Genomic DNA, 13764 nt, shown 5'->3' on the forward strand with positions numbered 1-13764 from the left:
ATACTATGAAAAATAATTATAAAAATATAATCGCAGCAGCCTTAATGGTATTGAGCCTTGGCGCCTGCAAAAAAAGTCTGGAATTACAACCAATCAGTAACCTGAGTGATGAGAATTTCTGGAAAACAAATGATCAATACGATGCCTTTGTATCTGCAATTCATAATAAATTCCGTGGTCATAATAATAGTTTTATGTACCTGGGGGAGTTGAGGGCTGATATTTACGGAAATGATCCGGGTACAACGGCTTCTTTTACTGGTGAAGCTTCTCAGGGATTGGAGCGCATGTGGTTGCAAACGCTCACTTTAGATGCGGCAGGGGTAAATTCTTTTGGTACTTTTTATAGCAATATCAATCAGCTGAATCTGTTGATCTATAAACTCAATACCGGAAATGTGGTAACTGAGGCGACCAAAAAGTATGAATTGGGGATAGCTTATGGAATGCGTGCATTTTATTACTACCAATTGTACCGCAGCTGGGGAAATGTAGTGATCATCACAGATTTTATCGATGCCGGTAACCTGGATCTGTTTAACCTTTCTAAAGCGGCTTCGCCAGCAGCAGATGTGTTGAAACTGGTTAGAGCGGATATCGAATTGTCACTGGAGAATTTTGGTGCTGATTATTCCATTAAACGCAATAAAGGCTATTGGTCTAAATCTGCAACCTTAATGCTAAAAGCGGATACTTACCTGTGGACTGCCCATAGAACTGGTGGGCCTGCAGATGCGACAATAGCTAAAAATGCCTTAACAGATATTCAAACCAGTGTTCCTGCATTAGGCTTATTAACAACCTCTGCTAATGCCTTGAATACCCCATTTGCGGATCTTTTCTCTACTACTAACAGGGGAAATAAAGAGATCATTCTGGCAAGTAGAAATGGATTGAATGAAGCAGAAATGACATTTATACCAAGCTCATTTACACCCCAAACAGGCTTAATCGCAAATTATTTCGACTCTTTGGCTAACAGGCAATTTAATGTAACCACTGACAATTACGCTGGTTTGTTACGTGCACCGGTGAAAATTGCTACTTACAGAAAGTTTGATGCAAATGATACCCGGAGAGAAGGTTCCATTCAGGCTGCTTATAGAAGGCCAACTCCAGGAACTTATGTAATTGCAGGTGCTTTCCTGAAAAAATACCAGGGACAACAAGATGCCGCAACAAGAAAATATACCAACGATTTTCCGATTTACCGTTATGCTGACCTGCTGTTATTACTTGCAGAAGCTAAGGAAGTATTAGGTGAAAGTCCAGCTGCCGAAATTAACGCAGTAAGGGCAAGAGCATATGGTGTTAACTATAACCCTGCAGTTCAGGGCTTCCCGAATATGCCAGGTGACGGAGATATTAAGCAAGCCATTTTAAAAGAACGCTTGTTTGAGTTTGTCGGAGAAGGAAAACGCTGGTATGACCTGCGACGTATGGGAGACAATTATGTCTATGCCAACACGACTTTATCCTCTGCCGACGCCTATAAACTACTTTGGCCAATCGACCGTACTTCTTTAACCAATAATAGAGCGCTTGTTCAAACCAGTGGATACCCACAATTTTAAGATTTTGGTGTAGGAGTGGAGGCTTTAGGGCCGACACTCCTTCCTTTGATCCTCCTAATTTGTATTCTTTTAAAACACATATAAAATGACTATTCAACACTTACAAGGCCTGATTGCTGCACCATTTACACCAATGGATGAAAATGGACAGCTAAATGTTTCCTTGATTCCGAGCTACTACCAGTTTTTAAAATCCAACAAAGTGACCGGCGCATTCATTTGCGGATCTACCGGAGAAGGTGTATCCTTAACCAATGCCGAGAAAAAAGAAGTGGCACAAGCATGGGCAGATTGCACACGTGGCGACAATGACTTTAAGGTAATGATGTTCCTTGGTGGAACCAGCGTTGCTGATTGTAAAGATCTGGCTTTGTTTTCAAAAGAAATCGGCCTTTATGCCATCTCTTTTACCGCACCATTTTACTTTAAACCGGCAAACGTAGAAGTGTTAGCTAGCATATGCGCTGAAATTGCTGCTGTTGCACCAGATATGCCTTTCTATTATTACCATATTCCAGTATTGACAGGGGTAGGTTTTGCTATGTACGACCTGTTACAGGCTATCGACGGTAAGATTCCTAATTTCGCTGGGGTAAAATATACGCATGAAGATTTTATGGATTTCTTATCTTGTATCCATTTCCAAAACGGCAAATATGATATGCTTTGGGGACGTGATGAAAACATGCTTTCTGCATTGGTTTTAGGAACTAAAGGTGCGGTAGGAAGTACCTTCAACTATGCTGCTCCTTTATACTACGATATGATTGAAGCTTTTGAAAAGAATGATTTGAAAAAAGCACAGCTTTTACAACAAACTTCAATTGATATGATCAGATTGTTAGGTAAATACGGTGGTATTGCTACCGGAAAGGCCTATTTAAAATTAGTTGGCGTAGATTGCGGTGAATTTAGGTTGCCTGTGAAAAACATGAGCGCAGCACAATTTGAGAGTTTTAAACAAGATGTAGCCGCTGTTGGTTTCGATAATTTTAAATCAAAAGCAGCTCATTAGCCTTAATAATGAATGCGATGAGTAAGTACTTATTTTATCTATCAGTTCCCCTTATGTTGACATCAACAACAACAGCCGTGTTCGCACAGAAAACTCCTGCTGAGCAGATCAAATGGTCTATTGCAGCTAAATTACAAACACCCGATGGACAAACGTCGATTGGTTTTGCTGGTGCAATGAATGCGGTGCTTCAGCATCGCCTGATTGTAGCAGGTGGCGCTAATTTTCCAGATAAAAAACCCTGGGAAGGTGGTAAAAAGCACTACTCAAATGAGATTCATATCCTGGAGAAAAAAGGAAATGAATTTTCCTGGGCTAAAGAAATAGCTTCTTTGCCACAGGCGATTGCCTATTGCGGAAATACCAGTACCAAATATGGAATTGTATACGCTGGTGGTGAAAATGAAAAAGGCTTATCCAATAAGGTTTTCCTGTTGACATGGGATGAATCAAAACATAGTGTACAGGCGAAGCCTCTGGCGAGCTTACCCATCGCATTAACAAACCTTGCTTTAACAAGTATCGGGAATTTGGTATATGCCATTGGTGGAGACCAGGAAAAGACAAGTTCAAAAGCTGTCTTTAGTCTGGATCTATCATTACCGGATGCCACATGGAAGGTCTTGCCGGAACTACCGGTTCCATTAGCAAATGCTGTGGTAGTGGTGCAAAACCCGGAAAAACAAGCCTTGATTTATGTGATTGGTGGACGCACTAAAACGCCTTCAGGCATTAGCGATCTTCATTCTACGGTGTTCGTTTATCATCCGGAAAAACAAGAATGGAAAGAAGCCGCAGCAATCAAGGATGGCAAAGCAGTGATGAACTTCTCTGCTGGAACAGGTTTGGCTGTTGGTAAAAATCAGATTCTAATTTTTGGTGGCGACAATGGGGAGACTTTTCATCAGATAGAAACGTATATCTCAAAAATTGCCAAAACGGAAGATCCTATGGAAAAGGCCAGGCTAACCAAAGAAAAGAATCAATTGAGTATCCAGCATAAAGGCTTTTACAAAGGAATTTTATGTTATGATATACTAAAAAATACCTGGACAAAATTGGGCGAATTGCCTTTTCCAGCACAAGTAACCGCGACGGCTACAAAATGGAACAATGAGATCATTATTTCCAGTGGAGAGGTGCAACCTGGAGTCAGAACACCAAATATTATACTGGGTAAAATAAAAGAATAGAGATGAAAAACACAAACAGATATGCCTGGGTGGTGGTTGGATTATTGTGGGTGGTGGCACTATTAAATTATATGGACCGACAAATGTTGTCGACCATGAAGCCGGCAATGCAGATCGATATTCATGAACTGCAATCGGCCACAAACTTCGGTTACCTGATGGCTATTTTCTTATGGATCTATGGGTTTATGAGTCCGGTATCCGGAATTATTGCCGATAAATTCAATCGGAAATGGCTAATCGTAGGCAGTTTGTTCGTTTGGTCATTGGTGACTTATTTAATGGGTTATGCAACCACTTTTAACCAAATTTACTGGCTTAGGGCATTGATGGGCGTGAGTGAAGCCTTGTACATTCCTGCGGGATTGTCGCTGATTGCCGATTTCCACTCTTCGAAAACCAGGTCGCTGGCCATCGGAATTCACATGACCGGTCTTTACATGGGCCAGGCTTTAGGTGGTTTCGGTGCAACCATTGCCGATAAGTTTTCATGGCAGGCCACCTTCCATTCCTTTGGAATTGTTGGGGTGCTATATGCCTTTGTATTGGTGTTTTTCCTGAGAGAGAAGAAAGCCTCGGAAAGCGTAGAAATGGATGATGAGATTAAAATGAAGGTTAAACCTTCCATCTTTAAAGGATTCGCCATTCTGTTTACCAATATCTCTTTCTGGATTATCCTGTTTTATTTTGCCGTTCCAAGCTTACCAGGTTGGGCCGCAAAAAACTGGTTGCCAACGCTTTTCGCGCAAAATCTGAACATTCCTATGGCTACTGCCGGCCCATTGTCTACCATCACGATTGCTTTCTCTTCTTTTGTAGGGGTGATTTTTGGTGGAATTCTCTCCGATAGATGGGTGCAGAAAAACATCAAAGGAAGGATTTATACCAGCGCCATTGGCCTGGCATTAACCATTCCTTCTTTATTGTTTTTAGGCTTCGGACATTCCTTATTTCATGTATTGGGTGCAGCGTTATGCTTTGGCCTGGGCTTCGGAATGTTTGATGCAAATAATATGCCGATCCTTTGTCAGTTTGTTTCCTCAAAATACAGAGCAACTGCATATGGTTTAATGAATATGACCGGGGTGTTTTTTGGCGCCTTTATTACCGATTTATTGGGTAAATCATCCGATGCTGGCCATCTGGGACAAGATTTTGCCATGCTTGCCGGAATTGTTTGTGTAGCGCTGTTTGTACAGCTTTACTTCCTCAGACCAGTAGTAAACGATTTTGCCGATGCTTAATGGGATCAGGGGATGTTTGAGATCCCCTGATCTTATAGAAAAATACAATTTGAATTAAATGCCGAAACAGAATACGAATAGCCAATAACATAATATACTAGCCGAAACTATTTAAAACGATAAACACACACATGATGAAGACACAACACTATAAATCTGCTGCGCTTGCACTTTTTTTATTAGCTACTGGGATGACCGCCAGTAGTCAGAATGTTCAATCCAGTGCTGCTGATTTAAAAATCAAAGCCGAACAAACTGTAAATCCGATCTTAACCAGAAAGGCGGTCAATCCAATATGGCGTATAGAACTGAATGTTCCCGAAAAAGGATTAGACATTGCAGCACTATTAGGTACCATCAATAAAAAGGGATTAACCGATCTTCAGTCATTGGAAGCTTATTTGAGTACCGAGAAATTGAGAATAGATGTAAATAAAAAGATCGGTTCTGTACAGGTGACTGGAAAAAAATTCCGTATTTCTTTAAATGCGAAACTAGAAGCAGGTAGACAAGTGATCTGGATCAGTGCAACATTAAAACCGAAAGTTGATATCGATGACCGTGTTTTAATTACTGTTTCCGATTTAATTGACGCCAATGCTGCAAAACATAAAATCAGTATTCAAGGCCCTGCAGTGGCAAATAGATTAGGGATTGCCTTAAGAAATCCTAACGATGATGAGGTTAATTCTTACCGTATCCCAGGAATTGCTACGACCAATAAAGGAACGTTGATTTCTGTTTATGATGCACGTTATAAGAATAGTGGTGATTTACCCGGTAATATCGATGTGGGTATGAATAGAAGTACCGATGGTGGTAAAACCTGGGAGCCGATGAAAATCATTATGGATATGGGCGCTCCTCATGAAAATAATGGCGTTGGTGATCCATCTATCTTATTCGACCCGGTTACAAAAACCATTTGGGTAGCTGCATTGTGGAGTAAAGGAAACCGCTCGATTGCAGGTTCCGGACCTGGTCTTTCTGAAGAAGAAACCGGGCAGTTTGCCTTGGTAAGCAGTACTGATGATGGCTTAACCTGGTCAAAACCATATAGCATCACCAATCAGGTGAAAAATCCAATCTGGAGGTTGTTCTTCCCTGGCCCAGGAAATGGAATCGCAATGGCTGATGGTAAAATTGTATTCCCGGCACAATATTGGGATGAAAAGAAAATGCCGCATTCTACATTGATTTATAGTGAAGATCATGGAAAAACCTGGAAAGCAGGAGTAGGCGCTAAATCCAATACCACAGAAAGTCAGTTGGTGGAAACTACCGCTGGAAAGATCATGCTGAACATGCGTGATAATCGCGGAAAATTCAGAAGCGTAGCTACCACTACTGATATGGGCCAAACCTGGAATGAACATCCTACTTCTTATAAAGCATTGATTGATCCGGTTTGCATGGCCAGTTTTATAAAAGCCCGTGTAAAAGTAAAAGGAAAAATGAGAGATGTGTTGTTTTTCAGTAATCCGAACTCTTCATCAGAAAGAGAAGATATGACCATTAAATATAGTCTGGATCTTGGAGAAACATGGGAAGATACCGGTTTATTGGTAGACGATAGAAGTTCTTTCGGATATTCGGCACTGACTCAAATTGACGACCATACTTTAGGTTTGCTATACGAAGGTGTACGTGATTTGTATTTCGTACGTATCCCGGTAAAAGAAATTATAAAATAATAAGCATCAAGGATCCAGATGGCATGCTGTCTGGATTCTTGTATTTGCAGCTTTAGGCTGCTGTATTCATAATACCTGGCTGATCAACCTCAGCAGGAAAATCAACAAAACGGAATGAGAACCACATTAAAAATCATCCTGGGCGTTTGGTTATTGTCGCTTTCTTTACAATTTAACCTGTTCGCACAGGCTAAAAAGATCAAAGTTGCCTGCATCGGAAATTCCGTTACTGCAGGTTATTTGCTTAAAGATCCAACACAGGAAGCCTACCCATCGGTGTTACAAGGCTTGCTCGGCACTGCCTATGAAGTTGGGAATTTTGGACTTAGCGGTGCTACGCTATTGAAAAAAGGACACAGACCCTATTTTAAAACCAAAGAATTTACTGCTGCCCTTAATTTTCAGGCAGATATCGCCATTGTTCACCTGGGTTTAAATGATACAGATCCTAGAAACTGGCCGGAATATCGCGATGAATTTCAACGCGATTATGCCTGGTTATTGGATACCTTAAGAAAGAACAATCCTAAAATCAAATTATACGTTTGTCGCTTGACACCAATTTTTAGCGAGCATCCAAGGTTTAAATCAGGAACCCGAGAATGGTATTGGCAGATTCAAAAAGAGATTCCTTTGATTGCCAAAGAGAATCAAGCAGAACTGATTGATTTAAACACTCCTTTAAACAGCCGTACAGATTTATTTGCCGACAACCTTCATCCAAACAAAGAAGGTGCAGCGATTATTGCACAAACGGTGTATGAAAACTTAAGCGGCAATTATGGCGGATTAAAATTGCCGGTGTTGTTTAGCGATCACATGGTCTTACAACGTGATCAAGCCATTCCTGTGTATGGAACTGCAGATGCAGCGCAACCTGTTACCGTTTTGTTTAATAACATCAAGAGAACGGTGATCACTGGAAAAGATGGCAAATGGAAAGTCATGTTTCCAGCGATGCCTCATGGTGGACCTTATCAGTTGCAGGTAAATGATAAGAAAAAGAAAATCCTTTTTAAGGACATTTTAATAGGAGATGTTTGGCTTTGCTCCGGACAGTCAAATATGTATTTCAAATTGAAACAATCTGCTACCGGCGAAGCAGAATTAAAGGAATTTCCGGCGCAGCCGAAACTTAGATTGATGAAGTTTAAGCCTTCAGCAGAAACCGATGCAGTATCCTGGGACAGTACCACCTTAGCTCAGGTGAACCAGTTGCACTATTTCTCTGGAAATTGGGAAACAGCAATGGCGGGGAATGCCGCAGAATTCTCAGCAATTGGGTATTATTTTGGTCAGCAATTGGTACAGGAAGTAGGAGTGCCCATCGGATTGATCCAAATGGCAGTTGGTGGTTCCACGCTGGAATCCTGGATAGACCGCTACACGATGGAGCAGGATCCTCAATTGGTAGATGTATTGACCAACTGGCGGAAATCAGATTTTATCCAGGAATGGGCAAGGGGCCGTGCAAATTTAAACCTTAAAAATGCGGCTAATCCTAGACAACGCCATCCTTATGAGCCTGCTTATAATTACGAAGCAGGTATTGCTCAACTCATCGGATCTCCAATAAAAGGGGTAATCTGGTATCAGGGAGAGAGCAATGCTCAAAACCCGGAATTTTATGCCCATAGTTTTCCCGTACTGATCAAAAGCTGGCGCGAGAAATGGAACATTGATTTCCCATTTTACTATGTACAGCTTTCCGGCATCAACCGCCCATCATGGCCGTATTTTAGAGATATGCAGCGTGAGGTTCAATATCAGGTGCCCAATGCCTATATGGCGCTGAGTTCTGATCTTGGCGATTCTCTGGATGTTCATCCAATACGAAAGAAAGAAATAGGGCAGCGCCTGGCCTTACAGGCGCTAAAACATAGTTATGATCAAAACCGCATTGCGGATGGTCCGATTGTGAAAAGCGCTTTGATCAAGGCGAATGTACTGGAGATTTCTTTTGCAGAAGGCGCCTTACTAAAAGTAAAAGACGGCGGAGCATTACAAGGCTTTGAATTGGTTTTAGATAAAGGAAGCGTTCTCCCTGTACTAGCTACAATACTGAACAACAAAGTTCAAATCCAGATTCCTGCTGCAATAAAGACAGAAAATATAAGAAAAGTAAGGTATAGCTATGCGCCTTTTAGTCGCGCAAACCTGGTGAATCAAGATGGATTACCAGCCTCAACCTTCGCTTTACCCATCAATTAAAAACATTAAAGACATGAATTACACTACAGAAGACCTGACCGAACTACAACAATTTTATAATAATCAACTCTTAAATGATACAGTTCCTTTTTGGTTCCCAAGATCTGTTGATACTGAATTTGGCGGATACCTGCTGATGAGAGATCAGGACGGAACCCTGATTGATGATGATAAGGCAGTTTGGATCCAAGGTAGGGCAGCATGGTTGCTTTCGACCTTGTACAATACAATTGAACCGAAAAAAGAATGGTTATCTGCGGCAAAATCAGGAATAGATTTCCTGAATAAATATTGCTTTGATGATGATGGGCAGATGTTTTTCCATGTCACACGCGATGGCCAGCCGATCAGAAAACGTAGGTATTATTTCTCGGAAACTTTTGCCGTGATTGCCAATGCTGCTTATGCTAAGGCAAGTGGTGATCCTGCAGCTGCAGAAATGGCCAGGTACCTATTCGGAAAATGTATCGAATACTCAACTACACCGGGCTTATTGGCACCTAAATTCACTGGAACCAGACCTACAAAAGGAATTGGCGTACCGATGATCATGATGAACACCGCCCAACAACTTAGAGAAACCATCGGAGATCCGCGTTGCGATGAATGGATCGATACCTGGATTGCGGAAATTGAGACCTATTTTGTGAAAGACGACATTCGTTGTGTAATGGAACAAGTGGCTCCGGATGGCAGTATTGTAGACCATATTGATGGCAGAACCTTAAACCCTGGTCATGCGATAGAAGGTGCATGGTTTATTCTTCATGAAGCAAAATACAGAAATAACGATCCAAAGCTGATCGCATTGGGTTGCAAAATGCTGGACTATATGTGGGAACGCGGATGGGATAAAGAACATGGTGGCATTCTGTATTTCAAAGATGTTTATGATAAACCTGTGCAGGAATATTGGCAGGATATGAAGTTCTGGTGGCCGCACAATGAGGTGATTATTGCTACATTATTAGCTTATACCATCACTGGTGATGAAAAATATGCAAAATGGCATAAAATGGTGCATGATTATGCTTACGGTCATTTCCATGATAAAAAGAATGGGGAATGGTTTGGATACTTACATAGAGATGGAAGTTTAGCGCAAACCGCTAAAGGAAATATGTTTAAAGGGCCTTTTCACTTGCCTCGACAAGAATGGTACTGTGCTGCTTTATTAACTGAACACCTCAAGAAATAAGTTTTATTATTCCTGATTTATAATTATGTTTATCCGAAACCTTTTAATACCTATCATTTTGTTGCTCTCCATCGATATGTTATATGCCCAGGTCCCAACTCTGAAAGAGGACCAACGGGCGATGCCTGCTTTAATGCCACTTCCACAGCGACTGGAAAAGGAAACTGGTGTTTTTGATTTTGAAAACTGTAAGATAATTGTGGTAGATAATGATGATTTCATCCCTGAAGCCAAACTATTACAAAAAGTGCTTAAAGTACAAGGCATAGAGGTTAAAATAGGAAAATTGCCTGCAGATGCTTCTCCTTATATTGTATTTGATAAGGATGAGATGCTGGACGCAGAGTTTAAAGAAGAGGCTTACCGTTTATCGATTAGCCCTACTAAAATAGTGATTAAAGGCCTTCGTAAAAAAGGCGTGTTTTATGGTATACAAACCTTAAAACAACTGATTGACGCAGATAAAAAAGCAGGTTCCTGCGAGATTCTGGATTGGCCCGCATTTTCATGGAGAGGTTATATGGTAGACGTTGGGCGTAATTTCCAGTCGGTCGCTATGCTAAAACAGCAAATTGATGTGATGGCTGCTTATAAACTCAATATTTTTCATTTTCATGCTACAGAAGACATTGCATGGAGATTGGAGAGTAAGCTTTATCCACAATTAACAGCTCCGGAGACGATGCTGCGCAACAAAGGCGACTTTTATTCGGTAGCCCAAATGAAAGACCTGATTGCTTATTGTAAAGAGCGCCACATCACCCTTGTTCCGGAAATTGATATGCCAGGACATAGCGACGCTTTTAAAAGAGCCATGAAAACCGAAATGCAAAGCGATACCGGTTTGAATATCGTTAAAAACCTGATAAGAGAATTCATCAAGACTTACAACCTGCCTTATTTGCACATTGGTGCGGATGAGGTTAAAATCACTAACGTAAACTTCCTTCCGGAAGTGACGAAGCTGATTGAACAATTGGGTAAAAAAGTAATTGGATGGGAGCCAGGAGGGAACTTCACAGAGAGTACCATCCGACAATTATGGATGGAAGGGGCTACAAAAGTGAGTAAAAACAAAAATATTCAGTATGTAGATTCCAGACACCTTTACCTGAACCACATGGATCCCTTGGAGAGCGTGGTGACGATCTTCAATAGGAAAATCTCTAACCTGGAAAAAGGTAGTTCAAATGCTTTAGGAGGTGTAATTTGCAACTGGCCAGACCGTAATGTTGCTAAGCCAGAAGATGCTTTAATACAGAACCCGGTTTACCCTTCCATTCTTGCTTTCGCTGAACGCAGCTGGAGAGGTGGGGGAATACCTGGTTGGCTGGCTAAAATCGGACAACCCGAATCTCCTGAAGCGCTTGCTTTTTCGGAGTTTGAACAGCGTCTGTTGCTACACAAACAGCGTTATTTTAGCCGTTTGCCATTTCCTTATGTTGCACAATCGGACCTGAGCTGGAAGCTGATCGGGCCATTTGCCAATGGAGGAGATTTAACTGCATCATTTGATCCGGAATTAGAGAATGTAAATAAAGACAGTTTGCCGGTAGCGATGGAAGTTCTGGGCGGCACGATTGTCCTAAGACATTGGTGGACGCCTCAGGTGACCGGTGTACTGGATAAACCGCAGGAAAACACCACCTGGTATGCTTACCGTAAAATATGGAGTGACGAGAATGAAAGCAAAGATTTCTGGATTGGCTTTAACAATATGTCACGCTCTTATGCTTCAAGTTCCCCTGAAAAAGGAACCTGGGATAGCCGTAAAAGCAGTGTTCATGTCAATGGAATCCTGATTGACCCACCTGTATGGAAACAGGCGGGGTTATCGGGGAACATGGAAACTCCCTTGATCGATGAAGGTTATGAGTTTAGAGCCCCTACAAAAATCGCCTTAAAGCAAGGTTGGAATGAGGTACTGATCAAATTACCGATTGCCAGTTTTAAAGGTGCCGATTGGAAAAACCCACAGAAGTGGATGTTTACTTTCGTTTCGGCCGATTCCTCCTTATAAGATGGGTTTCAATTTCGCCCATACATTTTCTGCAAGGATCTTTTGTCCGGCAGCAGTAGGGTGAATCCCGTCTCCCTGGTTCAGGTCTGGTACTCCACCAACGCCCTGAAGCAGAAATGGAACCAATATCATATCGTTTTTCCTGGCTAGTTCCGGGAAAAGCGATTTGAATTCATTCGCATATTTTGCCCCCATGCTTGGCGGAATCTGCATACCCGCAAGAACAATCTTTACCTCCGGATACTTTCTCTTTACTTTATCAGTGATTTCCTGAAGATTGCTTTTAGTCTCAGATAGAGGAAGGCCTCTAAGTCCATCGTTTGCCCCTAATTCCAAGACCAATATATCTATCGGCTGTTTTAACAACCAATCAATCCTGGTATTGCCTGCAGCAGAGGTTTCGCCGCTTAACCCTGCATTGACCACTTTGTAGGGAAGCTTAGCCTCCTTTATTTTCTCTTGTATCAAAGCTGGAAATGCTTCATTCAGCTCCAGGCCATAGCCTGCAGTTAAGCTGGTTCCAAAAAATACAATGGTTTTTTCCTTTTTCAAATCTTCTTCTTTATTGCTGACTGCAGGTTTGTTTTCTCTTACTACGGCAGTGTTTTTAGTAGAGCTGTCCTTTCCCCCTTGTGGCGTAGCCCCAGATCCCTGACCGCCGGTACAAGAACTCAATAGTGCCATTGTAGAAAGTACCATCATGGAAGCCCATGAACCTTTTAAATTAAGCTGTAACATATCTAATTATTATTTATCAAAATATCCTAAATACTTGTTAAAGCAAGTATATTTAACAGTAATGCAGTATTGCCTTCATAAATGGCCGGCAATGCTGTAGAACCAGATTCCTTATTTGTTTTAACTCAAGATCCTAATTATACTGCACGTGGAACACATCCTTAACATTCGAAATGTAAGTAAAATTTACGAAAATGCCGGTCATAAGTTGACCGTACTCGATCAGATCAACTTTTCCATTCAAAGGGGCACTACAGTGGCCATTACCGGGCCTTCAGGTAGTGGAAAAACAACTTTGCTGGGTTTGTGTGCAGGGTTGGATCGTTCAAGTTCAGGAACAGTATCTTTAAATGAGATCGACTTAGACCATTTATCAGAAGACCAACGGGCGGCAGTAAGGAACCGTTATGTAGGATTTATCTTTCAAAATTTCCAGCTTTTACCTACGCTAACCGCATTGGAAAACGTGATGGTTCCATTGGAATTGAGAGGAGAAAAGAACATCAGGCATCATGCGATGGATTTATTGGATAAGGTTGGACTTGCCGACCGTTCATCACATTATCCGGTGCAACTTTCAGGCGGAGAGCAGCAAAGGGTGTCTTTGGCGCGGGCTTTTTCAAATAGACCAGCGATATTATTTGCGGATGAGCCAACAGGAAATCTGGATGCTGAAACCAGTGATAAGGTCATTAAGCTGTTGTTCGATTTGAACAAGGAAGCAGGCACAACGCTGGTGATTGTGACCCATGATCCGGATCTGGCCGCAAAGACGAATAGAATGATCAAATTAAAAGGAGGTGTGGTGATTGCTGATTTAGAACTGAACCATGGCTGATCCTAATTTCAATATTAAAAGGGCTATTAATTATTCCTG

Annotated in this window: 10 protein-coding genes; 9 read left to right on the forward strand and 1 reads right to left on the reverse strand. The window is 41.6% G+C overall.

Features of this window, described 5'->3' with window-relative positions; all coding sequences use genetic code 11:
* Window positions 1-5 precede the first annotated feature (5 nt).
* The 8 genes from nanU to R2S10_RS02345 all read left to right on the forward strand — a co-directional run bounded on the left by nanU (window position 6) and on the right by R2S10_RS02345 (window position 12149).
* Window positions 6-1574, forward strand: a complete 1569-nt coding sequence (gene nanU, locus R2S10_RS02310) for a SusD family outer membrane lipoprotein NanU (protein ID WP_316838820.1) — start codon at window positions 6-8, stop codon at window positions 1572-1574.
* A gap of 85 nt (window positions 1575-1659) precedes the next feature.
* Window positions 1660-2589, forward strand: a complete 930-nt coding sequence (locus tag R2S10_RS02315; RefSeq protein WP_316838821.1) for a dihydrodipicolinate synthase family protein — start codon at window positions 1660-1662, stop codon at window positions 2587-2589.
* A gap of 53 nt (window positions 2590-2642) precedes the next feature.
* On the forward strand, window positions 2643-3782 hold the full coding sequence (locus R2S10_RS02320) for a galactose oxidase (RefSeq protein ID WP_316838822.1): 1140 nt from the start codon (window positions 2643-2645) through the stop codon (window positions 3780-3782).
* A gap of 2 nt (window positions 3783-3784) precedes the next feature.
* Entirely contained in the window at window positions 3785-5026 is a 1242-nt protein-coding gene (locus R2S10_RS02325; protein WP_316838823.1) for an MFS transporter, read from the forward strand.
* Window positions 5027-5157: 131 nt separating this feature from the next.
* Entirely contained in the window at window positions 5158-6720 is a 1563-nt protein-coding gene (locus tag R2S10_RS02330) for an exo-alpha-sialidase (RefSeq protein WP_316838824.1), read from the forward strand.
* 114 nt (window positions 6721-6834) lie between these two features.
* Entirely contained in the window at window positions 6835-8931 is a 2097-nt protein-coding gene (locus R2S10_RS02335; protein ID WP_316838825.1) for a GDSL-type esterase/lipase family protein, read from the forward strand.
* Between the two features lie 13 nt (window positions 8932-8944).
* Window positions 8945-10129, forward strand: a complete 1185-nt coding sequence (locus tag R2S10_RS02340; RefSeq protein ID WP_316838826.1) for an AGE family epimerase/isomerase — start codon at window positions 8945-8947, stop codon at window positions 10127-10129.
* A 25-nt stretch (window positions 10130-10154) separates the two neighbouring features.
* Complete coding sequence (locus R2S10_RS02345) at window positions 10155-12149, forward strand: beta-N-acetylhexosaminidase (RefSeq protein ID WP_316838827.1); 1995 nt, start codon at window positions 10155-10157, stop codon at window positions 12147-12149.
* On the opposite strand, the gene R2S10_RS02350 is transcribed toward R2S10_RS02345, so the two are convergent.
* Window positions 12144-12887: an arylesterase gene (locus tag R2S10_RS02350; RefSeq protein ID WP_316838828.1), complete on the reverse strand. Its 744-nt coding sequence runs from the start codon at window positions 12885-12887 to the stop codon at window positions 12144-12146. The genes R2S10_RS02345 and R2S10_RS02350 overlap by 6 nt on opposite strands.
* Before the next feature lie 148 nt (window positions 12888-13035).
* On the opposite strand from R2S10_RS02350, the gene R2S10_RS02355 reads away from it, so the two are divergent.
* The gene (locus R2S10_RS02355; protein WP_316838829.1) at window positions 13036-13725 is read left to right on the forward strand and encodes an ABC transporter ATP-binding protein; all 690 of its coding nucleotides are present in this window, start codon (window positions 13036-13038) and stop codon (window positions 13723-13725) included.
* Window positions 13726-13764 lie beyond the last annotated feature (39 nt).

It is taken from the genome of Pedobacter gandavensis (assembly GCF_032678745.1).
Taxonomy (GTDB): Bacteria; Bacteroidota; Bacteroidia; order Sphingobacteriales; family Sphingobacteriaceae; genus Pedobacter; species Pedobacter gandavensis_C.

Bases quoted from the DNA above. Each gene is read 5' to 3' on its own strand.
- R2S10_RS02335 (WP_316838825.1), top strand. From the start codon at position 6,835: ATGAGAACCACATTAAAAATCATCCTGGGCGTTTGGTTATTGTCGCTT.
- R2S10_RS02315 (WP_316838821.1), top strand. From the start codon at position 1,660: ATGACTATTCAACACTTACAAGGCCTGATTGCTGCACCATTTACACCA.
- R2S10_RS02350 (WP_316838828.1), bottom strand. From the start codon at position 12,887: ATGTTACAGCTTAATTTAAAAGGTTCATGGGCTTCCATGATGGTACTT.
- R2S10_RS02345 (WP_316838827.1), top strand. From the start codon at position 10,155: ATGTTTATCCGAAACCTTTTAATACCTATCATTTTGTTGCTCTCCATC.
- R2S10_RS02320 (WP_316838822.1), top strand. From the start codon at position 2,643: ATGTTGACATCAACAACAACAGCCGTGTTCGCACAGAAAACTCCTGCT.
- R2S10_RS02325 (WP_316838823.1), top strand. From the start codon at position 3,785: ATGAAAAACACAAACAGATATGCCTGGGTGGTGGTTGGATTATTGTGG.
- R2S10_RS02330 (WP_316838824.1), top strand. From the start codon at position 5,158: ATGATGAAGACACAACACTATAAATCTGCTGCGCTTGCACTTTTTTTA.
- nanU (WP_316838820.1), top strand. From the start codon at position 6: ATGAAAAATAATTATAAAAATATAATCGCAGCAGCCTTAATGGTATTG.
- R2S10_RS02340 (WP_316838826.1), top strand. From the start codon at position 8,945: ATGAATTACACTACAGAAGACCTGACCGAACTACAACAATTTTATAAT.